The sequence below is a fragment of the Leisingera aquimarina DSM 24565 genome (assembly GCF_000473165.1).
In the GTDB taxonomy this organism is placed as follows: domain Bacteria; phylum Pseudomonadota; class Alphaproteobacteria; order Rhodobacterales; family Rhodobacteraceae; genus Leisingera; species Leisingera aquimarina.
Genome location: NZ_KI421504.1, coordinates 2,219,759 through 2,245,161, shown reverse-complemented (window position 1 = coordinate 2,245,161; position 25,403 = coordinate 2,219,759). Strand labels below are relative to the sequence as shown.

The 25,403-nt window shown below is 57.6% G+C and carries 17 protein-coding genes; 9 read left to right on the top strand and 8 right to left on the bottom strand.

The window, feature by feature from the left end:
- The first annotated feature begins 31 nt into the window (after positions 1-31).
- From AQUI_RS0115160 to AQUI_RS31540, 3 genes are all read left to right on the top strand, one after another.
- Positions 32-6,262, top strand: a complete 6,231-nt coding sequence (locus tag AQUI_RS0115160) for a P-loop NTPase family protein (RefSeq protein ID WP_156916843.1) — start codon at positions 32-34, stop codon at positions 6,260-6,262.
- Entirely contained in the window at positions 6,253-6,888 is a 636-nt protein-coding gene (locus AQUI_RS29320) for a hypothetical protein (RefSeq protein WP_027258257.1), read from the top strand. The genes AQUI_RS0115160 and AQUI_RS29320 overlap by 10 nt, the downstream gene beginning before the upstream one ends.
- 906 nt (positions 6,889-7,794) lie before the next feature.
- A complete protein-coding gene (locus AQUI_RS31540; RefSeq protein ID WP_211236026.1) occupies positions 7,795-9,288 on the top strand; it encodes a HEPN domain-containing protein in 1,494 nt (497 codons plus the stop codon).
- A gap of 322 nt (positions 9,289-9,610) precedes the next feature.
- On the opposite strand, the gene AQUI_RS0115130 is transcribed toward AQUI_RS31540, so the two are convergent.
- Together AQUI_RS0115130 and AQUI_RS30820 are read right to left on the bottom strand one after the other, a co-directional pair.
- Entirely contained in the window at positions 9,611-11,272 is a 1,662-nt protein-coding gene (locus tag AQUI_RS0115130; RefSeq protein WP_027258253.1) for a patatin-like phospholipase family protein, read from the bottom strand.
- 188 nt (positions 11,273-11,460) lie between these two features.
- Entirely contained in the window at positions 11,461-11,631 is a 171-nt protein-coding gene (locus AQUI_RS30820; protein ID WP_156916842.1) for a hypothetical protein, read from the bottom strand.
- Here AQUI_RS30820 and AQUI_RS28110 point away from each other — a divergent pair.
- Together AQUI_RS28110 and AQUI_RS30815 are read left to right on the top strand one after the other, a co-directional pair.
- Complete coding sequence (locus AQUI_RS28110) at positions 11,630-11,953, top strand: hypothetical protein (protein WP_051371910.1); 324 nt, start codon at positions 11,630-11,632, stop codon at positions 11,951-11,953. The two genes, AQUI_RS30820 and AQUI_RS28110, sit on opposite strands and share 2 nt — an antisense overlap.
- A gap of 92 nt (positions 11,954-12,045) precedes the next feature.
- Positions 12,046-12,450 (top strand): hypothetical protein, encoded by a 405-nt coding sequence (locus AQUI_RS30815; protein WP_156916841.1) that lies wholly within the window; start codon positions 12,046-12,048, stop codon positions 12,448-12,450.
- A 465-nt stretch (positions 12,451-12,915) separates the two neighbouring features.
- On the opposite strand, the gene AQUI_RS0115110 is transcribed toward AQUI_RS30815, so the two are convergent.
- Positions 12,916-15,201: an adenosylcobalamin-dependent ribonucleoside-diphosphate reductase gene (locus tag AQUI_RS0115110; protein ID WP_027258251.1), complete on the bottom strand. Its 2,286-nt coding sequence runs from the start codon at positions 15,199-15,201 to the stop codon at positions 12,916-12,918.
- Between the two features lie 198 nt (positions 15,202-15,399).
- Between AQUI_RS0115110 and AQUI_RS0115105 the strand changes: the two genes are divergently transcribed.
- Positions 15,400-15,831, top strand: coding sequence for a DUF1489 family protein (locus tag AQUI_RS0115105; RefSeq protein WP_027258250.1), 432 nt, complete (start codon positions 15,400-15,402; stop codon positions 15,829-15,831).
- Positions 15,832-16,057: 226 nt separating this feature from the next.
- On the opposite strand, the gene hisG is transcribed toward AQUI_RS0115105, so the two are convergent.
- From hisG to hisS, 3 genes are read right to left on the bottom strand one after another with little or no spacing between them, the layout of a single operon-like run.
- Positions 16,058-16,756, bottom strand: a complete 699-nt coding sequence (hisG, locus tag AQUI_RS0115100) for an ATP phosphoribosyltransferase (RefSeq protein WP_027258249.1) — start codon at positions 16,754-16,756, stop codon at positions 16,058-16,060.
- Positions 16,753-17,841 (bottom strand): ATP phosphoribosyltransferase regulatory subunit, encoded by a 1,089-nt coding sequence (locus AQUI_RS0115095; protein WP_027258248.1) that lies wholly within the window; start codon positions 17,839-17,841, stop codon positions 16,753-16,755. The genes hisG and AQUI_RS0115095 overlap by 4 nt, the downstream gene beginning before the upstream one ends.
- A 2-nt stretch (positions 17,842-17,843) precedes the next feature.
- Positions 17,844-19,331: a histidine--tRNA ligase gene (hisS, locus tag AQUI_RS0115090; protein WP_027258247.1), complete on the bottom strand. Its 1,488-nt coding sequence runs from the start codon at positions 19,329-19,331 to the stop codon at positions 17,844-17,846.
- Positions 19,332-19,533: 202 nt separating this feature from the next.
- On the opposite strand from hisS, the gene AQUI_RS0115085 reads away from it, so the two are divergent.
- The 3 genes from AQUI_RS0115085 (at position 19,534) to AQUI_RS0115075 (ending at position 21,417) form a co-directional block, all read left to right on the top strand.
- Entirely contained in the window at positions 19,534-19,728 is a 195-nt protein-coding gene (locus AQUI_RS0115085) for a SlyX family protein (protein WP_027258246.1), read from the top strand.
- 110 nt (positions 19,729-19,838) lie between these two features.
- Positions 19,839-20,462: a hypothetical protein gene (locus AQUI_RS0115080; RefSeq protein WP_027258245.1), complete on the top strand. Its 624-nt coding sequence runs from the start codon at positions 19,839-19,841 to the stop codon at positions 20,460-20,462.
- A 295-nt stretch (positions 20,463-20,757) separates the two neighbouring features.
- Positions 20,758-21,417: a hypothetical protein gene (locus AQUI_RS0115075; protein WP_027258244.1), complete on the top strand. Its 660-nt coding sequence runs from the start codon at positions 20,758-20,760 to the stop codon at positions 21,415-21,417.
- 122 nt (positions 21,418-21,539) lie between these two features.
- Here AQUI_RS0115075 and dnaE read toward each other — a convergent pair whose 3' ends face one another.
- Together dnaE and AQUI_RS30810 are read right to left on the bottom strand one after the other, a co-directional pair.
- Positions 21,540-25,064 (bottom strand): DNA polymerase III subunit alpha, encoded by a 3,525-nt coding sequence (gene dnaE, locus AQUI_RS0115070; RefSeq protein ID WP_027258243.1) that lies wholly within the window; start codon positions 25,062-25,064, stop codon positions 21,540-21,542.
- A gap of 94 nt (positions 25,065-25,158) precedes the next feature.
- On the bottom strand, positions 25,159-25,308 hold the full coding sequence (locus AQUI_RS30810; RefSeq protein WP_156916840.1) for a hypothetical protein: 150 nt from the start codon (positions 25,306-25,308) through the stop codon (positions 25,159-25,161).
- Between the last annotated feature and the right edge of the window lie 95 nt (positions 25,309-25,403).

Here is a 25,403-nt window from a genome sequence, read left to right as displayed (position 1 = left end):
ATTCAACGAGTACTTGTCCGGATAACGTCGGATGGGGCTTGTCGCCCAACCAGTTAAGAAAACTATGAATTCCTCAAAAGAAATTTCCTTCTTCAACAAGCAAGCACCAAGCCGGGCGGGAGACCGCTACCACTATGTGAGGACCGCGCGATTGTGCCTGGAAATGCTAAGGCCAGGATCAAGACTTCAGAAAGTGGTCGTCGAAGGAACGTCACCGGACGATGTAAGTACCGGCGGGGAGGACGTTATTGATCTGGCTCTCTACCACGGCGATGCGGGTCAAGAAGCCGAAAAGATTGTCTACAGGCAGTTCAAACATTCTTTAACGGCGCCTGACAAGGAAATGACAGCGAGTGATTTAGTAAAAACACTCATCGGTTACGCAAAACGGTTTCCAAGTGCAGAGCGTGAAGAAACGTTATCAAAGTGCGGATTGAAGCACGAATTTCAATTTGAAACCAATAGGCCTATTTCAGAGTTGGTCGTCACTGCTCTTACGGAACTCCAATCCGGAGAAACCTCTAAAAACGCAGACTACTTTCGAGAAAAACTTCCCCTGAATGCGAAGCAAATAAAGCGCTTTGCAGAACGGGTTAAGCTCCTCCCATCGACCCCGTCACTGGCCACCCAATCCAAATTACTTCAGGAAGATTCTCGGTCATACCTACCTGACGTCGATAGAGATGTTCCAATTCGGCTGGTGGAAATGGTAGCAAACAAGGCCGCCAAACCTGACCAGCCAGATCTTGTGATCGATCGAAATGATGTTCTTCGCATAATGGATTGCTTGGAACACGATCTCCTCCCCGCACCGACGGAATTGGACACACCTGAAGACTTCATTGCAAGAACGGTTTTCGAGGAAATTACCCAAAAAATCGTCGAGAGCGATGTCCCGATCCTACTGGAAGCTGAAGGCGGGAGTGGAAAATCCGTTGCAGCTGCGGCTTTGCACCGTTTCTTACCGGAAGGGAGCGTCTCAGTTCTGTTCGATTGCTTTGCGAGTGGTAGCTATCGGCAAATTTCTCGCCTTCGCCATGAACCTCGGCACGGGTTCGTACAAATGGCGAATGAACTCGCGTTTCAAGGATTGTGTGACCCCATTATTCCATCACCAAAAGCAACCGGTGAGGCCTACGCGAGAGTGTTTGAGGCACGCTTGAAACAGGCAGCGGCCAGCGTAGTGCAGGCCTCGCAAGGGGCGGTGATATTGCTTGTCATTGACGCTGCCGACAACGCAGAAATTGCTGCACGTGAAAATGGCCATGCTGCAAGCTTCCCGAGAAGTATGCTCCGCATGGAATGGCCCAAAGGTGTCAAGGTCGTCCTCACCACAAGACCAGAACGAAAGCACCTCCTCGATCCACCTCCGTCGCCTCGAACAAGAGAATTACCCCTTGACTCGTTTTCCGAAATTGAGACTGGCGCCTACTTGCGAAATAGGTTTCCCGACGCAAACGATGCGGCTGTTAGTTCATTTCACCGTCTGACGTCAGCAAACCCGCGTTTGCAGTACAAAGCTTTGGAAGGAACTGGTTCGCTGAATCAGGTTCTCGACCGGCTTGGCCCGTTGCCGCGCACTGTTCAAGAAGCAATCGAGGCTATCCTTGAACAGGCAATTTCGGTTGCCAGAGACGCGGCGGGTGCAGAGGAGAAACAGACTATCGATAGAATGTGTGAGGCTTTGGCGGTCCTTAGACCATTCATACCGGTCGAAGTTCTGGCTGCCGTCTCTGGTGCCTCAGTTCATTTTGTTCGGACGTTTTCAAGTGAACTCGGGAAAGCACTCGTTATCAACGACGAGGCTGTGCAGTTCATCGACGAGCCAACTGAGCATTGGTTTCAAACGCGGTTTCTCCCAACGACGGACAACTCTCGGCAGCTTGCAAATGTCGTGCGTTCTCTTTCGAAAACGAGCATCTATGCCTCCATCACTTTGCCGCGGCTTCTTCTCGCTTCCGGGCAACTTGACGAATTAATCGAAATGAACCTTTCCGATGGGGGGCTTCCCGAAGGAGGCGACGTCTCTCGTCGTGAGATTCAGCTTCAAAGATTGCGTACGTCAGTGCAAGCTGCGCTCCGCGCGAAACGTTATTCTGATGCTGCAAAACTTGCTTTCAAAGCTGCCGGTCTCGCCGCCGCGGAAGACCGGCAGCTTAGCGTAATTTCGTCGAACCCCGACATTGCGTCGGTATTCTTGGAACCCGCTCAAACCGCTGACTTGGTCGCTAACAGAAAAATCGGAGGCGGGGAATGGTTTGGTTCTGACAACGCATACCAGGCCGCTCTTTTTGCAGGATATGAACAGTTTCGAGGTGACGCGTTCAGCCGGTTGTATGCTGCCAACAATTGGCTGGATGATCACTTAGAGAAGCGAAGAGAAAACGAGAATACATCCTTTGATCGTGTAAACTTTGACAATGAGATCACTGAGATGGCATGGGCAATCTTCCAATTAGACGGTGCCGACCGGTGCGCGAGGTTTCTGCGGAGTTGGACCCCGCGCAGTATTTCGTTCAACTTCGGGCGCGTAGTCGCGTCACGTCTCGCCGATGCAGGTCGGATCGACGATTTGGATGCGCTTCTAAGTGCTGCTGGAAACGACGTTTTCCTTGCCTCCGCAGTCAATCTCGAGATGCTTCGGGTCAATAGGTTTCCCGACAAAGGACAGATTGCTCGCCTCGCTCGAATACTTTCGAGCGAGCGTGTCGATTTGGGAACTTTAGGGGACGACAATCTCAGCGATTTTCGAGAGAGCCCGTATCTCTCAGCAATTGTCTCTATTTGCGTTGCCGCGATACGCGCGCGAGCCTTGCCTCGGAAAGAAGTTTCGAGACTCCTTAGCCGATACTTACCCAAGCATTTGGATCACGAAATCTCGGGGCACTGGCACGAAGCCTACGGAACCAGATGTACTCTACTACGAGGGTTTGCGCTACGAGCAGCACTAAACGGGCGCCCATTGACGGTTGGTCGTCTGTTGAAAAAGGAAACGAGGAAGACAAGTGTAGATCGAACTGATGATCGTCGGCGAACTGCTGGCTCGTTAATTCCGTGGTACCGGCTTTGGGCAAATTCCATTCTTGGCCGGATATCTCCAAGTGAGTTGTCGGATAAAGTCGAAGAGACCACAAAAGAGGCCGCAAAAGCAAAAGGCGGCTACTTCGAGCGTCGTGACGATACCTTTGATGAAGTCAGCGTCCTGAAGGCCGAGATACTTACTCTCCTCAATGCTTCAACGGAGGTCTGGGGACACGCTGAAAGTTGGCACCGGCATAAAGAAAAGCAGGTCCTCAAGCCTAACACCGCGCTGCGGTTGGTGCGCCTTCTTTCCCAACGAACGGAACTACACGGATTCGCACTGGATCTGTGCCGCCTCTCGACAGACTGCTATGCCAAATGGAGAGAAGGAGCGGAAAGTAGGGTCGAGGTGTATGTTTCGATGGCCCGGGCAGTGCTGGGTATTAGTCTCGAAGAGGCCAAGGCCCTCTTTAATCTCGCCGCGAAAGAGGCGGAGATGCTCGGGGAAGAAAACCACGACCGTTGGAACACAATCCTTTCCATAGGCCAGCACGCAGGAAGCGAACCCTCGGAGGCCCCTAAACTCGCCTATAAGCTTGCTCGATTTGCAGAGCCAACTTACGAGCACATGGCAAAATACTCCTACCTCGACTGGGAAAGAACGATGCGGGTATTGAGCCGGTTGTCCCCCAGGTCAGTCCTCGCAATTGCATCCAGATGGGCTGACCGTGAGTTCGGCGCGGTCGACCGGGAAATCCACTATGCCTTGGACGAACTCTGGAGATCGGGGCACATCAAAGGTGATTTGTTACTGGCAATGTTCCCCGCTCATGGGCACGGAGCCAAAGGCGCTATTGAAGCAGGCCTAACTGCGGGTTGTGTCGACGCCTTCAAGGAGTTGGTGATCCGTTACCTTTCCACTTCGGCTCCGAGCCACACTCAGCTCAAGTTTGTGAACAAGAAGGCTGGTGAACTCGGCATTAAATTCGACTGGATTGAAGCAGCAATTCAATCAGCTAAAGCGCGAAATGCGGACCGGTACTTCTCTCCACAAAATGAAGATCGAGACAAACCTGAGCATAATTGGCAGGAAACTTTAGCTGACCTTAACTTGACCGATCCAGAAGATCTTCAGACGGCAAGGGCGAGGATCAACGAGGAAAAATCGATCGGTCGGAAGAACACTTGGGATATCTTGGTTCCACTTGTACCTGCTGGCAAAGAAGCCAGGTTTCTTGCCTCCGTTTCGACTCTTATTGATTTCGGATATTGGGAACTCCGCGAGCTACTGGCACGAGTTCCGGAGAGTTGGTGCGGCAGAGCCTCCTTTTTGCCAGCAATGAAAGCACTTGTTCTTCGCTCTTTCGAGATCGATCCATTTCGTCCAGGACTTTGGGGTTGGTATGAAGGCAACCCATTTAGCGACCTGGCCAAAACAGCCGGGATCTCCGCAGGAGAGCTCGCCCGCCACGTATTGAAGGTGATTAGTGAGTTTGACGACCCTTTGTATTCTGGCGATTTTTTCCACCTGTCAGCCTTGGCCGCCCGCTCGATTGAACCTGTTGATGCAGCCGAAGTTCTCGAGTTTGCTTTGGAGCAAATGGATTTTGCGATGGAGGCGGAGGATGGTGATGGCCCATGGAGCACTTCTCTTGAGCCGCCAAGCACCGCTACGGATAGCGCAATTGGGTTTCTGTGGTCCGCGCTCGGCTCGCCAGACCCCAGTCGCAGATGGAGGGCTACGCATGCAACCAGACGGGTCCTGGAATGGTGCGATGATAGCTATCTGGAAAAACTGGTTGCGTATGCAAAGCGGGGCGAAGCGTCGGCATTTCAAGATGCCCGACTGCCGTTCTACCGTCTGCATGCAAACGAGTGGCTATTAATCGCACTCGAACGGGTTGCGCTTGATTCCCCAGAACGTCTTTTCGCGGCGAAGAAGTGGCTTTTTGAAATGGCGGCACCGGGGGAGCACCATGTGGCTAATAGGGGGCGTGCGGCAAAGATTCTTCTGGCTATGCACGAGGCTGGGTGCATCGCTCTCGATATCTCCGAAACCGAAAGGCTCACAACTATCAACGAGGATCGTACCGGGAAAGGCGCGATCGACGTAGACGATACCAGAACACCACCGCACGAACAGGTGAAGCGATTGTACTTCGACTATGAAAGTCGCGACACGCTTCTCCGTCCGTTGGGAACAGCGTTCTCGATATCTGAAGACGAAGCTGAGCGACGCGTTCTACCGATCATGCATGAGCTTGCAACGAGTGCGAGTGGAAAAGTCCTATTCAATGACCCGCGTAGGGAACTGGGCATCATCCGCCCGGATGACTACCAAAACCCGCGCTCCAAACGTAGTGACACCTGGTCGGCATATCTGAGCCGTCACGGTGTTATGAAGCTCACTGGCAAATTGTTGGATCGTGCCAGCTCAGGATCAAGCGAGCACGACTACTTCACACCCTCATATCTCGTGCGCTGCAAGACCAGCTTCGCCGGGGAGAATGGCAAATGGCGTGCAGATCGACGCCGTGCGACACCCCCGGATGCAGTTGTGAACAGCGAACTCTCAAAGAAAGCATGGCTCGAAGAAATCGGCACCATAGATCCATGGCAGTTTATGGAGAATGCTGGCGGAGTGGTGCTGTGGGGAAGGTGGACTTCTGTTTCCGGCCAGCTTCGTAGAAACGTTGAGGTTCGGACGGCTCTGGTGAACCAAGAGAGTGCTCCAGCTCTCGTGAGAGCGTTGAGAACTGTAGGAAGCGTCCACGATTACTGCATTCCTGCCGCGGACGGCATTTCCGAAATCAACCATATTGGATTTGTTCTGCGAGGGTGGATCAACGAAGCCGATCCCGACGGAGACATCGACTCTACTGATCCGTGGGCAGGGGACCTTCGGACCTCGCTTATCATGCCCGCTGAATTCATCACAGACCGCCTCGACCTTCAGAGGGACAAGTCCGGATTGAAATGGTTCGGACACCGCGCAGAGGTCTCTATGGAGCGCCAGTGCTGGGCTGAAGGCGAGCGATATGGGGAACGCGAAGAAAACAATGGCGACCGTCTTATTGCGACATCGAGCTTTGTCGAAGATGTTATTCAGAAGACCAACATGGCTGTCTTAAGTGAGATCAGGGTTCAACACTTCTATGGGCATGGCATTAATTCAGTTGAAAAAGAAAATCGCCAGGAACGCACCTGGGTAAAGTTGATTGGAAGCACAAAATGCGCGTAGCTGAGAAATCTATTCTCACCTTGGGAACAGCATTGATCAAAGAACTGGAACTCGATGACGCTGACACGCTTGATCGATGGATGGCACATCACATTGCCGACCTAATGTACCGTGCCGAAAATACAACAGGGCCCGGCAAACCCGAAGCAGAACGCGAATGCAGAAATGCCATTATTGAGCTTTGGAAGCATAGAGCCGGGCACAGTCGGCGGCTCGCTCGCTTTGGCCGTTCAGAAAGTTTATTGCAACTGCTGCGCCGAAACCGATGGGAGAGACTGAGCCCGCCAAAAAGTGACTCTCACTCGGACGAAAAAGAATCGGATAATTGGTTTCGGGCGGCCCAAGAGCTCAGGGAGTCATTTGAGGAACTCCAGAGGGTTGCCTTCGACCTGGCGGCTCGAGCGATCCCTGAAAGCGAAAGAAATTCACTCCTCGCAGCGAAAAGTAGTTCACTGCTGGATGAAGACGCAGAGCTCCTATTGACCCTCGTTCGCTGGTCCAACTCGGAGGCGAAAAATAAGACCGATTGGGTTGCTAAAGCTCAGTTCGCGAAAAATGCCACGGACGCAATCTGCGAAGAGCTCATTTACGAACTTCAACACGAGACTGACAAACGCAGAGATTAGAGCGTTCCATATTCAGCCTGAGCCACCTGAAAACGGGAGCACCCCGACTGATTAATCCGTTATGTAAAGATTGAAGAAATATAAATCAGAAGTTGAGTTCTTCTGGCCGACGCCGTTGTGCTGGGTTGCAACCACACAGGAACTCGATTTTGCTTCCACTTGCCTCGATTACAGTTCTTCCTTCCGCCCAATCAGAATCCATCGCATCATTGAACTTGGCCACAATTTTTTTGGCAACGGCGGCGAACTTCCAACCACTGGGATCAAAACTCGAGGCGATTATCGCCTGAGCGAACGTGCATCCGAATAAACCGGGTAAGTCCGGACCTCCAAAGTCTACCTCCGGTCGGCATACCGTGGGAACCATAGGTTGCCAGGTGCGGACGTTCGTCCAGGGCGCGTACTGCGCTGGGTCCTTGGCGTGACGGGCGGGCAGCTGTGGTTCGCTGCAAGCGAAAATGATCAAGGCGTGAAGAGGAAAAGCAGACATCTGGAGGCTAACACTCAGCCAATGAAACACGCAGAAAACACCTTTGTGAACAAGACCAGATGCAGTCCTTTGGTGACCTCATTGATCGTATCAGTGAAGCGCAAGATAAGATGTTGTGGCGTTCTTCCAAGTCAAGAAGCCTTTTGCTCTTGTTTGGCAGCACACGCTGGAATGAAGTAACGATCAAGATATTCTGCTTCAGTGGGGTTCGGAGTGGTGCGGTCCAATTGCTACGAGAGTTTTTGATATGGCATTTGAAGAGCTGTTGAATTGGTCGACACAGGAGGGGCGTCCGCTTTGGCAGCGGGACGCACTGCGCCGCATCGCGCTCTCGGGGAAACTGACCGATGACGATCTTGCCGATTTGAAGCGGTTAGTCGAGAAGCATACGCGTGAGAGGCAAAAGGCGCTTGCGAATGGACCCCGATACGAACATGGGCCGGAGCCCAAATTCTTGGTATGAGAGTATTTCCGAAGGAATTTTACCGGGTCGCGGACAAATGGCTCTGAAAGACGTACAGGCGCCCGCCAGTAAGGCCATCAGTAATGCCGAGACATTTCTGGGGCGCAAGCATAATGAACTGACCGCTTTCGATACGCTGGAACATTTTGTGTTCCGTGGGGAAGACGTTCTCGATGAAAGAACTTTTAGAGGTCTTTCACATAACTTAATGATCATTCGAGCCGCATTGGCGCGTGAGCTCTGGAAAGCTGAAGTTTATGTGGGCGTGTCGATTGTCGACGAACTCGTTTTTCAAGCGGCAAAGAACCGGCCTGGCGGGATTGTTCAAGATGTTCTTTCTTTCCTGACGACATCAAACGCAGGCAAACCCGGCTTTGTCCTCTATCCGCTTCATGGGTTCGGGATCGGCACCGCGACCCCTTTTCAGTGGGTGGGCGATGCAGATGCATTTCTGCACCTTCGGAGCATGGATGTGTGCCTCGCGCCGCAAACAAACGACTTCGGTTCAACGCATAAGCTCCTCTCGAAGATGGCTTCGAGGCTTGGGGTCTCGGGCAAGATCGACGCTTCCGATCTCGCCCATCATACCCGGGCTGGGACAATGGATTGGATGACCAGTAATCCGCTCATGATGGTAAAGCTGGCCTCCCATACCGGTGCCTATTTTGAAAACCAGTTCATCTACACCCTCAAGATCAGAATCTCTTCGGCGCTCACTGCTATGTTATATGCGCTCGCTGCTGATCGCGGCGAAAAAGTCAGTGACTTTAACACAACGGCGCGCGTCAATAACTGGGAAACTCTTGATATCCACCATTACTTAATAGGCGAGGCTCGAAAGAAGAAATCCGAAGCAGTGGACTTGCGACGTGTACCTATGAATCTGGCTGCGCTCGATCTGGCGCGCCTATCCGACCTAACGCTTTCCCTCGGTGCGGATACGCTGCGGCTATCCTTCATGCGCGATGCTCAGCGGCGTTTGACGCAAGCCCTCAAGCTCGTCGAAATCGGTCATCTTGAGCACGTCAACACCACCAGCAAGGATCGCGTCAGAAGCAAGGTATATGCTCGTGTCGTCACAGCGTTGGATTGGTATCGGCAGTCTTTCAGTGCCCGTGTAACGGATGATGAAGCGGTCGTGGCACTCGCTGTCGCCTTTGAAACGCTCCTGACAGATGCGTATGCTCCAGGCGTCTCTGCTCGGGTCCGTAAACGGATTCGTATCTGCCTTAAGGGAAAGCATGGCATCGATGACTACGTCGACGCGGTCAGGTCGATTATGGAAGCTCGGGGAGAGATCGTTCACAATGGCTCGACAATTAAAGAAGTCGCAGTGATCAAGGCCCAGGCCGCGTTTGCATTATGCTTGGAAGATGTCGCGAGCCGCCTGCCAAACCTCGGCAGAAGCCTTGATCAGCCGGTCGGCAAGATGCTGGGAGAAGTCTAAAGGCCGTCTCCCATGGATCAGCGCTTTGCGTCCTGCGTTGTTTGGTTTGCTGCCTAAGCTGCTCGCAGTGTAAGGGCGGCAGCTTCAGTCTTGCGCCGCAAACTCATTCTCGCGACGAACCGAAAGCAGACGTCGCGCAGAGGCTGCCATCTTTCGATCATGCTGTTCAATCTCTCGGACAGCTTGAGCCTTGGCTTTCCGGAACTGCTGATAGCGTTCCTTCAAGCTCAGACCGTCTGCCCGCGGCTTGACAGAATATTTCTTCACTTTCCTTGTAGGCATCGCAGTTCCCCTCGCGAGGCACAACCTCGCATCTTGAGTGCTAATATGGGGTAAAAACCCCGTTCTTGTCCACAATGTTCCGCAGTTCCTCAAGATGATCGCTCAAGTTGCCCGGCAGGGGGACATCTCCATCTAACGTCGCCGCAACAGAAATGTGCTCGGGAGAGTCGCTATCCGAGCCTGTCGGCCAACGGTTGAATGGGACAACAACCACCCATTTACGATCATCCGGCAACAGCCGTGAACCAGCCGGTCGCCGGTCCAGCCGGTGATAAAGCCTGTGTTCAGAAGGATCTGTAAGGTCCATACTACACGCACAGCGATCTTGCACGCTGCGTCCTACCAGCGACTCTCCAATGGGTAACAGCAGGCGACTATCCCGGTACCCCTCAAACCCTTCATTGCACCAGAGCGTATAGGCGGCGGGAGGGCGATCCACGAGCTTGACCTCACGCACCAACGCAGCTCGCAGCCTGCAACAGGTAATGCCATACTTGTGAAGATAGTCGCGAACAGCGCCATAGATTTCGGCCAAGCTTTCCTGTTCAAAGCGGTAGCTATCGATCCTGAGCGAAGCGACCTTCTCTGCGTCATCCACCGCCTTCAGATGCTTCTCGGTCTTGTCGAACTCCAAGATCCCTACATCCGGCTCCATAGGTATCCGGATGTGGTGCTGGAGCCCGCGTGTGTTCAAAGCGGCGCCGCCAAAAGCAGCGGTACGAGCCATTTGAAGCAGCATCTGAGCTCCTTCCAGCGCTCGGATTTCGTTACCCTCGATATTACCGGCGTTCCCGTCCAAAAGCTCGCAGGTAACGACCAAACACTCGTCATCAAGCAGTCGCTCATCATCGAACGTCCAGGCCGGAAGGTTTGAAACGATCCCGCCATCACAAAATTGCTCCCCTTCGATTTCAACAGGGGAAAACGCCACCGGGATGCAGGCAGATGCGGCCACTGCATCGGCTATCGCGACGTCTGGGGTTCCAGCGGCATCGAATAGAGTCATAGCGCCCGAGTGAATATTCGCAGCAACTATCTTCAGATCGTGGCCGCTTTGCTCCCGCACATCCCGGAAGGTGACCCTATCGTCCTTCGGGGTGATTTTTGCCTTGAAAAGCTTGTCGAGAACCTGAATGACCGGTGCCATGTCCGCTACGCCCCGGAAACGGGTCCATAGCCTGCGAAGAGTGCACAAGACCCACGCCCAGAGACTGAAGTAGCCGAGCCACGCAGTCAAGGCGAGCAGCTCTACTGCGAACCTGGCCCATCCCGTCATCTCCCCGGCAGTCCAACGTCCAACGTGGTAGAACAGCGGCCACACAGCCAGGAAGAGCAGAATTATTAGCCACTTATTCCGCGTTTTCCTAAGCCAACCTGCTCCGAGAGCCTCAGAGCTATCTTTACCGCCGAGCCGCTGGAGCTTCTTCCACTCATCTCCAAAAAGCGCGGCCAGTGACGTTACGCCTTCATTGCCGATCGCCTGAAGCGCTTGGCTCTCGATTCTCCCGTCATCATGCTGCGTTACCAGCTCGTAGGAGGACCAGCCGACAGCGGCGAGCGCTGCGACAATTGCACCCGCCGAAGTTCCAGCGAATCCCTTAACTTCGTACTCATCGACGTTCTCGATGGCTCGAAGCGCCCCAACGTGCGCAACACCTTTCGCCCCTCCGCCTTCAAACACGCAGAATACTTTGGTGTGCATCCAAGTTCATCCTCTACCAGCAGTGGAGCGATACAACTTGTTCGTACACGTGTCAAAGATGCGTAGATCAGCGAAGTCTCTGCATCCAGCACTTTAAGCTATGTCTGCTCTGAGTGTGGAGCGAGGTCGTGTTTCGCCCGAGCGGCGAAATTCGGCTTTCGGCCCCTCCTTACAAAAACATTATTCGATTAGCCTTCTTCTGCTCGGCAGGGTTCGAAGCAAGCACTCACGGAAAAATTCCGGAAAATTTCCTTCGGCTTCTCCATAAACAGCCAATCTCCTTGTTGAAGCGCCAACTGCGGCGTGGGGATCTTGACGCTGGCCACTTTTGGGTCAGCACACACAAGGAGATGGCTCATGCCTCGTGACTTCCTTTCCGCAACGCCCCACACCGCATTTATCGTGGCCAATGCCGCTGCCCTTTGCTCCGCAACGGCGCTTCTGGGTGGGCCCGCCGCCGAAGCGCGCGTTCAGCGTCTTGTTGATGACCTGTGTTTAACGCCATCCATGACCCCGCGAATTTGCCGCGAACTGGATGCACTCGAGGACCTCCTTAGCCTCGAGCATGTTCATGATCCCGACCGGGTCGAAGCGGAACATTTCGCCTTGATTGATCCCACGGACCCAGTCGTCGACGAAATCTGCCTCTTGCTCGACGGCCTCCGTGAGGCGCGGTCGTGAGCGTAGGCAAACGACGCCCAAGATTACCTGGCGCCGCAGCGCGCCAGCTTGACGTGCCGGACCTGGCCGGCACCGCGAAGAGGAGAACCACTGTGCTTTTGAAGCCCAACCATATCGATGTCGAAAAGTCCGCTGCCAAAGCAATCGCTTGCCAGCGCCGACTGCGAGCTGCGCTTTCCCCCGTGCGCGAGGCTCTGCCACTATCACTTCGTTTTACTATCGATGGCATCGGCAAGTTCTCCGTGGATGACCTGTTTATGCCCCACAAACTTGATAACGTGGATGATCTGGTGCAGCGGCTCGAGGTTTTGCTCAGAGATGTTGGCGGTGCGCCGGTGGTGCATCATACTGAAGAAGGTGAAGCATACAGCGTTGGTGGGACGGAAATCGGGCGCAAAGTTGAAGTTCTGATCGACTGCCTGAACGCAATGCGGGGTCACGCCCGGCCAGTGAGCGATCGAATTGCGGCTCGAGCTGCCCTCGGACGTCTTCCGTAAGGGTGTTTCCGATGGGGAACCTCGTTTCTTTGCCCATGCTTAGCACCCTGCGCGCAGACCAGTTTCCGCTCAAACTGTGCCCCCCGTAAGACTCCGGCGGGCAACTTCAGATAGGCCACAAACAGGGCTACGGCAATGCCGTGGCCCTGTTCCGTTGTTTCTCAGGCATCGCCCCCACCTCGCGCCCCGCAGGCTTCCAGGATGCGGTTCGTCGTCCAAGCTACCATTTCACGTCGCCCAGCACTTTACTGACACGCACCGAGGGTGTCCCCTTGCAAGGCAGCGCGTGTTAAGTCGTTTTTTTTTAGATTCTGTTTTGAAAATCCGCCTGCCGGAACCACCTTCACTACAGAAAGAAAAGGCCACCGGGATAATTTCCGGTGGCCTGTAATTGCTTTCAAAATGGCCAAAAACCTATGGGAAATGGCCAAGAATAGCTTTCAGCTACAACAGTCCTACCTCTATTCAGCCACACTTCGAATGACCGCAGCTGCGGCAGGTCATGCAGCCTTCGATCATCTGCATGTCGAACTGGCCGCAGCTCGGGCAGGCCTTGCCGCGCGGAGCGTTCAGGTTCACCACCTGCGCCTGCGGGTCGGATTTCAGGCCCATTCCCTCGCCTTCCAGGAAACCGGTCTTGATCATGTGGGTCTCGATCACGCCGCCGATCGCCGCCAGGATCGACGGGATGTACTTTCCCTGCACCCAGGCGCCACCACGCGGGTCGAACACCGCTTTCAGCTCCTCAACGACAAAGGACACATCGCCGCCGCGGCGGAACACGGCCGAGATCATCCGGGTCAGCGCCAGCGTCCAGGCGTAATGCTCCATGTTCTTGGAGTTGATGAAGACCTCGAACGGGCGGCGGTGGCCGTTGATGATGATATCGTTGATGGTCAGATAGATCGCGTGCTCGCTGTCCGGCCACTTCAGCTTGTAGGTATGGCCTTCCAGCGACTGCGGGCGGTCCAGCGGCTCGGACATATAGACCACTTCCGCGCTGTCGCTTTCATGCGGCGCCTGCGCGGTCTCGCCGGGCGCAGTGTCAGCACTTTCGCTCACCGACAGGACCGAGCCAGTCACATCGTTGGGGCGGTAGGTGGTGCAACCTTTGCAGCCCTGATCCCAGGCCTGCATATAGACGTCCTTGAAGTCATCAAAGGAGATGTCTTCCGGACAGTTGATGGTCTTAGAGATCGACGAGTCGATCCACTTCTGTGCCGCCGCCTGCATTTTCACATGTGCCGCGGGCGGCAGCGTCTGCGCATTCACGAAATACTCCGGCAGTTTGGCGTCGGCACCGAATTTCTCGCGGTACATCTGCACCGCGTAGTCGACCACTTCCTCCTCGGTGCGGCTGCCATCCTTTTGCAGCACCTTGCGGGTGTATGCATAAGCAAACACTGGCTCGATCCCCGAAGACACATTGCCCGCGTACAGAGAGATGGTGCCGGTCGGCGCGATCGAGGTCAGCAGCGCGTTGCGAATACCGTGCTCGCGGATCGCGTCGCGCACGTCCTCATCCATGTTCAGCATATTGCCGGAGTTCAGGTAGGCCTCGGCGTCGAACAGCGGGAAGGCGCCCTTTTCCTTGGCCAGGTCCACCGACGCCAGATAGGCGGCGCGGGCGATCGCGTGCAGCCATTTGTCGGTCTGACGCGCCGCCTCGTCAGAACCGTATTCCAGACCCAGCATCAAGAGCGCATCCGCCAGGCCGGTGACGCCCAGACCGATCCGGCGCTTGTTCTTGGCTTCCTGCGCCTGCGCCTCCAGCGGAAACTTGGAGACGTCGACCACGTTGTCCATCATCCGAACGGCCGTGGCGACCAGCTCCTGCATCGCCTCCTGGTCCAGATGCGCGTCTTTCTCGAACGGATTGGCCACCAACCGCGCCATGTTGACCGAGCCCAAGAGGCAGGCGCCATAGGGCGGCAGCGGCTGCTCGCCGCAAGGGTTGGTGGCGCAGATGTTCTCGATATAGGAGAGGTTGTTTGCCTTGTTGATACGGTCAATGAAGATCACGCCCGGCTCGGCGTAATCATAGGTCGCCTGCATGATCTTGTTCCACAGATCCCGCGCCTGCACGGTGTGATAGACCTTGCCGTCAAATACCAGTTCCCAGGAGCCGTCCGCCTTAACCGCATCCATGAAATCATCGGTGACCAGCACCGACATGTTGAACATGCGCAGGCGGGCGGAGTCAGATTTCGCAGTGATGAAGTGCTCGATATCCGGGTGGTCGCAGCGCATGGTCGCCATCATCGCGCCGCGGCGCGAGCCCGCCGACATGATAGTACGGCACATCGCGTCCCATACATCCATGAACGACAACGGCCCAGAGGCATCCGCCGCCACGCCCTTCACATCGGCGCCGCGCGGCCGGATAGTCGAGAAGTCATAGCCGATGCCGCCGCCCTGCTGCATGGTCAGCGCTGCCTCCTTCAGCATGTCGAAAATCCCCGACATGCTGTCCGGCACGGTGCCCATCACAAAGCAGTTGAACAGGGTCACCTGGCGCGCAGTGCCAGCGCCTGCAGTGATGCGGCCTGCGGGCAGGTATTTGAAGTCTTCCAACGCGGCAAAGAACTTCTCTTCCCAGGCATCCGGCGCCTGTTCCGCCCGCGCCAGATCGCGCGCGATTCGCCGCCAGCTGTCCTCGACGGTGACGTCGATCGGCGTGCCATCGGCCTGCTTGAAACGGTATTTCATATCCCAGATCTGCTCGGCGATGGGGGCGGCAAAGCGGCTCATATGGCGAATCCCTATGGTCGGTCGTGGTTGTTGAGTGGCGGTCTGGATAGCCGCTGCGGCGCGCTGCCTCAACGGCGTTTAGGACAATCTTAGCATTTTTTATCAGCAGGCGCACCCTCCAAGACACAAGACCTTGCCCTCGGAAGCCGTCGAGCTACAATATAAAGTTGAAGCTCTGGACGACTCTGTGGGGAACCTGTGGATAAACGCGTGAACCTTGTGAAGCTTTCGGTTGGCACCGAAAGTGTCGAAAGCCTGATGGCCTGGCAGGAGATGCGCCGCCGGGACCTGCCGGAGGGCCTGCCACGCCACGTCACCCGTATGTGGCCCAAGCGCGAAGCTGAGATTCTCAACGGCGGCTCAATCTACTGGGTGATCAAGGGGCTGATCCAATGCCGCCAGCGCGTGCTGCGCATGGATGAGGTCACTGGCGAAGACGGCATCCGCCGCTGCGCCATCATATTGGACACTGAACTGCACCGTACCCTCACCGCGCCGAAACGCCCATTCCAGGGCTGGCGCTATCTGAAGACCGAAGACTCTCCCGCCGACCTGCCCGCGGGCAAGCAAAAGGAAGAACCGCTGCCGCTGGAACTCTCGCAAGCGCTGGCGGACATCGGGGTTATCTGAGGCCAACCGCACCCCCCCGCGGCGTGCCTCGCCAGCGCCGGGCGTCAGCCCGGTGCCCGGCCCGCCCGAAGCGGAGGCATCTTGGATGCAGCCCGCTTCGGGCGGGAGCACACCGGCTCGCAACACATTTCAGATTCAGAAAGAGGGGCTCCCGCCCCCTTAACGGGCATCACAGATGCCCTTCAGGCGTTGGGCGCCGCCCGAGCTTGCGCGCGGACTGTATCGCTTAGTTCCGGTGTTCCAGCAGATCCAGCAGCGTGTTCAGCGCGGCCTTCTCATAGGCACCGTATTTCGCCACCCGGCTGCGCCACAGCGTCGCCTGCGACTTCAGCACCAGCCCGTCCGCCAGCAGTTTCAGATGGTTGGCGCGCAGCGTCTCGCCGGTCGAAGTGATGTCGGCCACCATCTCGGCGGTTTCGTTCTTCACCGTGCCCTCAGTCGCACCCTGGCTGTCCACCAGCTTGTAATCCGCCACCCCGGCATCGGTCAGGAATTCCCGCACCAGCCGGTGGTACTTGGTCGCAATCCGCAACCGGTGACCGTGCTCCGTCCGGAACGCCGAGGCCACTGCATCCAGATCATCCAGCGTATCCACATCGATCCAAAACTGCGGCACCGCCAGGATCAGGTCGGCATGGCCAAAACCCAGTTCGGCCAGGCTTTCCACCTGCTGTTCGAACCGCGGCAGCTTCTCCTGCACAAGATCTGTGCCGGTGACGCCCAGATGGATCCGCCCCGCCGCCAGCTCGCGCGGGATCTCCCCCGCCGACAGCAGCACCAGCTCCATATTCGACACGCCCTCGACCGCGCCGGCATATTCCCGGTCGGAGCCGGTGCGCGACAGGGTCACGCCGCGCTTGGCGAACCAGTCAATGGTCTTTTCCATCAGCCGCCCCTTGGACGGCACCCCCAGCTTCAAGCTCATGCGCGCACCTCCTCAAGCTCCAGCATCAGGTCCGGGCGCAGCACACCGCCCACCGCCGGGATTTCTTCACCGTCCCCCAGCCGCCGGGTCAGCGCATCATAGCGCCCGCCGCTGGCAATGGGCGGCAGATCGGGCCGCGCCTCGGCATAGAATCCGAACACAAATCCGTCGTAGTACTCCATCGAGGTGCGCCCGTAAGAGGCCTCGAAATCGAGAGTTTCCACATCCACTCCGCGTGCCTTCATCGCCGCTGTGCGTTCGTCCAAGCGGTCCAGGGCCAGGTTTATTTGCGGCAAGTCCACCGCAATATCGCGCATCTGCTCCGCCGCATAAGGCACCGTTTCGCGCACCGCCATCAACGCTTCCAGCGCCAGCAGCTCTTTTTCGGCAATCGGCGGCGCCTTGGCATCTTCGCGCAGCGCGTCAACCCGCGCCTGCACTTCTGCCGCGCGGCGTTTGCCAAGCTCCACCGCCGACCCGGTCAGATCGCCCTCGGTCTCCAGCAGCTTCTTGCGGTTCTCCGGCACCGATGCCCGGCCTGCGAACCGGTCCAGCAACGCCCGGAACCGCCGCGGCCGCCAGATATGGCGCATCAGCGCCGCCTTGCGTTTTTCCGTGGTGTTCAGCCCCAGCACCGCGGCCATAAGAATGCCGATATCGCCGGTCGCCGCGCGCAGGGGCAGACCGCGCACCTGCAGCGCGAACAGCGCAAACACTTCGGCATCCGCCGCCGCCGCGTCTTTGCGCTCAAACACCTCATAGCCGACCTGCAGATATTCATTGGGCCGGTCCGGATCCAGCTCCTGGCGCCGGAACACCTCGCCCGAATAGGTATAGCGTGCAGGCTCGGCGCCATGGCGCATATGCGCCTCCACCACCGGAACCGTGAAATCCGGACGCAGCATCTGCTCACCACGCAGCGCGTCTGTGGTCACATAGGCGCGGGCACGGATGTCCTCGCCGTAAAGATCCAGCAACGTACCGGCCGGCTGCAAGAGCGGTGTATCCACGACCTGCGCGCCTGCGGCCTCGAACTGGACCCGCAGCATAGCTGCGCGGGCCTGAATTTTTGATCGAACAGCCATGATCAGTCTTGCCCGTCCAGGATTTCACGCACTTTGGCCACCAATTCCATGCGCGGCACCTCAAACTGGCTTGGACGTTCCTTCCACTCTTCCAGCGTGGCGCTTTCGGCGATCTTGGCGCCTAGGATCAGGTCCTTGATCTGCACTACGCCATTGGCCTTTTCGTCGCCGCCTTCGATCACCGCCACAGGCGAGTTTCGCTTGTCCGCGTATTTCAGCTGGTTGCCGAAGTTCTTGGGATTGCCCAGGTAAACTTCGGCCCGGATGCCCGCGGTGCGCAGCTCCGCCACCATCGCCTGGTAATCTGCCATCCGGTCGCGGTCCATTACGGTGACAACCACAGGGCCAGTTGCTTCCGCCGAGAGCCGTCCCTTGGCATGCAGTGCAGCCAGCAGCCGGTCGACACCAATAGACACACCCACCGCAGGCACTTCCTGGCCGGTAAAGCGCTTCACCAGCCCGTCATAGCGCCCGCCGCCCGCAACCGAGCCGAACTGCCGCTTGCGGCCTTTCTCGTCGAAAATCTCAAAGGTCAGCTCTGCCTCGAACACCGGACCTGTATAATAGCCAAGCCCGCGCACAACCGAGGGATCGATTTCGATCCGGTCCTTGCCATAACCGCCGGCCGCCAGCAGCTCGCTGATCTGTTCCAGCTCGGAAATACCCTCCTGGCCGGCCTTGCTGTCACCCACAGCTGCACGCAAGTTAGCAAGGGTGCCAGCCGTGTCTGCTGCCTTGGAGGTCAGGAAGGCCAGCACCGGCGCCGCCTGATCGCCTGACAAGCCAACCCCGTCAATGAAGGCTCCCGAAGCATCCAGCCGACCCTTGGTCAGCAGCTCACGCACGCCGGCCTCGCCCACCTTGTCGAACTTGTCGATAGTGCGCAGCACGTCGTCGCGCTTGGCATCGCCCTCGCCCAGGCCCATCGCCTCCAGCACGCCGTTCAGAACCTTGCGGTTGTTCACACGCACCAGATAGTCGCCGCGCGGAATGCCGACGGTCTCCAACGTGTCGGACAGCATCGCGCAGATCTCGGCATCGGCAGCCATCGAGGCGGTACCGACGGTATCCGCATCGCACTGATAGAACTGGCGGAACCGGCCCGGCCCCGGCTTTTCATTGCGCCAGACCGGCCCCATCGCATAGCGGCGGTAAGGCGTCGGCAGATCATTGCGGTGCTGGGCATAGACCCGCGCCAAAGGGGCTGTCAGGTCATAGCGCAGCGCCATCCAATCCCCGTTTCCGTCGTCCTCGGTTTCCTGCCAGGCAAACACTCCCTCGTTCGGGCGGTCCACATCGGGCAGAAACTTGCCCAGCGCCTCAACGGTTTCCACCGCCGCGCTTTCAAGCGCCTCAAACCCGTAATGATGATACACACCCGCGATGGCCCGCAGCATCTCGCTGCGCTGGGTCACCTCCGCACCGAAATAATCACGGAACCCCTTCGGCGTCTGCGCCTTGGGGCGGGGCTGTTTCTTCACTTTGGCCATCTGAGGCCTCCTCACGGATAGCGGTTTCACTCGCCCGGCGGTCTAGCGGAAGCGGGCCGCAACAGCAAGAAGGAGCCGCGGGAGGCAATGCCGCAGGACGCAATTTCCGATGGTTCGCCCGGCCCTCGTTTCTATGCAGGAACCATGGACCTTGGACGTCAACAGGACTATCTATGCGCATCCGAAATAAAAGGCCTGAACCATGCAGCACCTGGAAGAGCAAATCGCCCATCTGACCCGCAGCGTGGAGGAGATGAGCGACGTGATCGCCCGCCAGCAGCGAGAGATCGACACGCTCACCCGCCGCGTCGCCATGCTGATGCAGCGCGAGGCCGAGCGCCAGCAGGACAGCGGCGGCGGCGTGGTCTTCGCCAACGAGCGGCCGCCGCATTACTGACCCGGCACCACTGGCCGCAGCCCAAACCGCCGGTTTCCCTTGATCCCCGCGCCGTCCCCGCGCAGGCTGTCACTTGTGTATTTTGTGACAAGTGATTGGGGGACACGGCCATGGCACCGTCCAACGACCCGGTGGAGTTCGTCGAAAAAGGCGTCAGCAAGCTGCATGCCCGCATGCTCTACTACCTGAAAACCGTCTGGAAGCGCATCCGCGCCCTGCTCACCCCGCTCAGCAAATTCCTGAAAAACCTGATCTCCGGCGCCAAGTCGCTGGCAAAAACCGTTGGCAAGACCGCGGTGAAACAGGTGACCTCCGCCGCCCAGTTCATCCTGAAGCTGATAGACCGGGTGGAACAGGTGCTGAAAAGCCTGGTGAAACTGGGCAAGCGCATCCTCGACACCATCCGCAAGAACGCCGACCGCACCCGCGTCATCCGCATCCTGAAAACCGTGATCCGCAAATACGTCGAGATGATCCGCCAGGTTTGGAGCTGGATCCGCGAGATTTGGGACGAGCTCGGTGTTCTCGACACCGCGCTGTCGGTGATCAGCCGCTTTGCCTCCGTCCTGCAGCTGGTCTTTCGCTGGATCCGCGACCTGACCGGCATCCTGGGCGCGGTGAAAAAGGTGAAATCACTGCTGAAAAAAGTCCTGAAGACCCTGCGGCTGGAGGTGAAGGAGGCCATCCGCCTGCTCAAGGACGTCGCCAAGCTCCCGGTGCCCAAGGAGGCCTAACTGCACTCCCGCCATGAACGGGCCTGCGGCAGCCCGTGGGATGGCGCCACAACGGATGTCCGGGGCAATTTATCCCGGCCAAGTCCGTACAAATTTTCCGGCGGAGCACTTTGCCTCACCATTGCGCCAGCCCGCCGGAACGGGCTGCCGCAGGCCCGGGGCGCTCCGCACCGTTATTCCGGGCCTGGATAGCCGTGAACTCGAATTTATCCTTAAAAGTATGCAGGTTGCCACAATCTCCCGTCTTCCATAGGAATGTCAGACTTATGCACTTCCTGCGGCCAAAGGATAGGCGATGAAACCTCTACTTACTACTTTTCAAGCAATAAGCCTTCTTGTGCGGACCTCCTGGCGGTTCCTGCTGGTGATCAGCGTTCTCGCAAACATTGTTCTTGGGGTAACGAACTTTGTTCTGCAACCTATATGGCGAATTACGGCAGTGGCATCAGCAGTAGCCGCAACCAAGGCCAGAGAGACAATGCAAACCAAGCAAGCAGTGGCTGAAGAACGTGCGCGTGCTGAAGCACTTGAACGCGCTGCTCTTGCCAAAGCACGGGCGCAGGCTGAGGCTCGGCAAAAGAAGGCGGTTGCGCAGGCAATCTCAAAAGAAAGAATAAAGGGGCGTGTGCGCCGAGTAGCCGTCGCCGTCCCCGCTATTGGAACCATTACGGCGGTGGCATTCGAATACTGGGCATACAACCAGTGGAGCAAAGAAAACCCCGACGGTAGCATTCAGGATTACACACAGGAAACTGTTGTGCTCAGCAAGCAGGTAATGGGCGAGGTCTTTTCCGAGTTGCCTGATGTGCTGAAACCAGATCCAGAAAAACTGCTGCAAAATTACCAGTGGATTATCAGCAATATCCCGGACGCGAATGCGAACGAATGGAAGCTGCTAAATTTGGAAGGAATAGGGATTCCGGAATTTAGCACTGGTTGGCTAGGGTGGAATTAACCCCAAATGACGTCCGTTGCGTAGCGCATACGCCGGCGCCACTCACTGCAACGTCAGAATGCTGTTATCCTCTATCCCTGAAGAGGATAACAGCAAGGTCACAAGCGGTTGAAAACTCGCCCTCAAATCTCCTCCACGTCCAGCACACCTTCCAGCGACTTCAAGGCACCCTTGATCTGCGGGTTGATCGGAAACGCCTGACCCAGGTCCATCTCTACGTCCCCAGGCAGCGCGGGGTCCTGCAGGTACATATAGACCTCGCCGCGCGCGGCGTTGCGGGCGGCGGATTTGGCGTCCTCCAGCACCTGCGCCACGGTGCCCACGGCAGCCGCATCGCTTAAGTAAACCCGCAGGGAGCTGCGGCCGGCATCGGCAATGGCGGAATCCACCGGACCAACCGAGCGGACCAGCAGTTTCAGCTGGTCGCTTTCCATTGTGGCTTCGGCGGTGATCACCACTTTGGCGCCGGTCTCAAGGAACTCGCGGGATTTTTCCAGCACTTCGGAAAACAGCGTGACCTCAAAGGCGCCCGACGGGTCCGACAACTGGGCAAAGGCAAAACGGTTGCCGCGGGCTGACTTGCGCTCCTGCCGCCCTGCGACCACGCCACCCATCTTGGCCATGAACGGGCCGCGCTCGGCCTTGGCGGTGACCTCGTCCAGCGTCATCACATCCTTGCGCTTCAGCGCCGGCATGTAATCGTCCAGCGGGTGGCCCGACAGGTAAAAGCCGATCGCCTTGAATTCCTCGCTCAGCCGTTCGGCAGGCAGCCAGTCCGGCACCGATGGCAGCCGCGGCTCGGGCAGATCCTCACCTGCCTCGCCGAACAGCGACACCTGGCTGGAGTTGCGCTGGTCATGCACGGCGGCGGAGTAATCCACCAACGGGCCGAGGCTTTCAAACACCCGGCGGCGGTTGGGGTCCAGCTGATCAAACGCGCCGGCCCGCGCCATCATCTCCAAGGGCCGCTTGCCAACCCTTTTGAGGTTCACCCGGCGGGCGAAGTCGAACAGGTTCACAAATACCCGCCCTTGACCATTCTCCGGCCCGCCCTCATCGCGCGCCTCAGTGACCAGCCGCATCACGTCAACACCGACGTTCTTCAGCGCGCCCAGCGCATAGACCAGCTCACCCTTCACCACGTTGAACGTCGCCATCGAGCGGTTGACGCAAGGCGGCACATATTTCAGCCCCAGCCCTTTCTTCACCTCTTCAAAATAGATCGCCAGCTTGTCGGTCAGATGGATATCGCAGTTCATGACGCCGCCCATGAACTCCACCGGATGGTTCGCCTTCAGCCAGCCGGTCTGGTAGCTGACCACCGCATAAGCTGCCGCGTGGGATTTGTTGAAACCGTAGTTGGCGAATTTCTCCAGAAGGTCGAAGACCTCAGAGGCCTTCTTGGCAGGCACACCGTTTTCCGCCGCGCCCTTTTCAAACTTCGGACGTTCGGCGTCCATCGCCTCCTTGATCTTCTTGCCCATCGCCCTGCGCAGCAGATCGGCGCCGCCCAGCGAGTAACCGGCCATCACCTGGGCAATCTGCATCACCTGTTCCTGATAGACGATGATGCCCTGGGTTTCCTCCAGGATATGATCGATCAGCGGATGCACCGACTGAATCTTCTTCAGCCCGTTCTTCACCTCGCAATAGGTCGGGATGTTCTCCATCGGACCGGGCCGGTACAGCGCCACCAGCGCCACGATGTCCTCGATGCAGTTGGGCTTCATGCGCTTCAGGGCATCCATCATGCCAGTGGATTCCACCTGGAACACTGCCACCGTCTTGGCCCGCGAATAAAGGTCGTATGTCACCTTGTCGTCCAGCGGAATGGCGTTGATCTGGTTCTCCGCCCCCTCCGGCGGGTCATAAAGCTGGGTGCCGTCCTCACCGATATGCAGATCGCGCCCGGACTGAAAGATCAGATCCATCGCGTTCTGGATCACCGTCAGTGTCTTGAGGCCCAGGAAGTCGAACTTCACCAGCCCCGCCTGCTCCACCCATTTCATGTTGAACTGGGTTGCCGGCATGTCGGATCGCGGATCGCGGTAGAGCGGCACCAGCGCGTCCAGCGGCCGGTCACCAATCACCACACCTGCTGCGTGGGTGCCGGCCGAGCGCAACAGCCCCTCGACCTGCTGGCCATAGGTCAGGAGGCGGTCCACCACCGGCTCATTGCGGGCCTCCTCGCTGAGGCGCGGCTCTTCCTTCAGCGCATCCACGATCGACATCGGCTTCACGCCCTCGACCGGGATCAGCTTGGACAAGCGGTCCACCTGGCCATAGGGCATCTGCAAGACCCGCCCCATGTCGCGCACCGCCGCCTTGGACAGCAGCGCACCGAAGGTGATGATCTGCCCCACCTTGTCGCGGCCATACTTCTCCTGCACGTATTTGATCACTTCCTCGCGGCGATCCATGCAGAAGTCGATGTCGAAGTCGGGCATCGACACCCGTTCCGGGTTCAGGAAGCGTTCAAACAGCAGACTGTAGCGCAGCGGGTCAAGGTCGGTAATCGTAAGCGCATAGGCCACCAGAGAGCCCGCACCGGAGCCCCGCCCCGGCCCCACCGGGATGTCGTGATCCTTGGCCCATTGGATGAAGTCGGCAACGATCAGGAAATAGCCGGGAAACCCCATGCCCTCGATGATGCCCAGCTCGAAATCGAGCCGTTCCTGATAGTCCTCCATGCTCACCGCATGCGGGATCACCGCCAGGCGCTGTTGCAGGCCCTCGTTGGCGATGCGGCGCAGCTCGGCCACCTCGTCGTCAGCGAACTTCGGCAGGATCGGATCGCGCCGGTACGCCATGAAGGCGCAGCGCTTGGCAATCTCCACCGTATTCTCAAGCGCCTCTGGCAGGTCGGCAAACAGCGCGACCATTTCCTCCTGGCTCTTGAAGTAATGCTGCGCGGTCAGCCGGCGGCGCGGTTCGGCCTGATCGACATAGGCGCCCTCGGCGATGCAGATCATCGCGTCGTGGGCCTCATACATTTGCGTGTTAGGAAAATAGACGTCATTGGTGGCAACCAGCGGCAGGTCCATGGCATAGGCCATCTCCACATGGCCGCGTTCGGTCTGCTTCTCCGCTTCCGGCTGGCCGTGCTCGCCCGGGTGGCGCTGCAATTCCACATACAGCCGGTTCGGGAAAATCATCTTCAGCCGCTGCATCAGCTCTTGCGCCGCCGGGCGCTGGCCCAATTGCAGCAGCCGCCCCACCGGTCCGTCCGGCCCGCCGCTGAGGCAGATAACCCCCTCAGAATGCTCCGCCAGCTCCTCCAGCGTAACATGCGGCAGCTCCCCGCCTTCACGCATGTACAGACAGGAATTGAGCTTCATCAGATGCTCATAGCCCGCCTCGCTCTGCGCCAGCAGCACCAGCGGCGCCGGCGGTTTGGGCCGCTCACCCGGTGCCGGTTCGGTGAACCGCAAATCCACCTGGCAGCCGATGATCGGCTGCACCCCGGCACCGCTCGCCGACACTGAAAACTCCAGCGCCGAAAACAGGTTGTTGGTGTCCGTCACCGCAATCGCGGGCATCTCGTGCTTCTTGCACAGGTCCGGCAGCTTTTTCAGCCGCAGGGCGCCTTCCAGCAGGGAATACTCGGTATGGGTGCGCAGGTGAATGAATCGGGGAGAGCTTGTCATGCCGCCACGCTATCTTATTGCTGCAGCACGGTGAAAGGGTGAAGTGCCGGTCCGCCTCCCGGAATAGCGGAAGGGTAACCTGCCATTTTCAGGATTAATTTGAAGCTGTTTCGCCCCGCGAAGAGAGGCCCAGCGCAAACATACAGCTAAAAGGCATAAAAAATAACAGCATAGCCGCCGCATTCGCAATTTTCTTGCGCCAAGAAATACTGCAACGCAGCAGCGGTTTTCCTTGCTTTGCCAAGGGCCTGCTCCCTAGGCTGGTATCAGCAAGCAACACACAGCCCGCCTCTCCTTCTACGCCGCATCGAAGGGAGGCACATCGGGTCAACAGGGTAA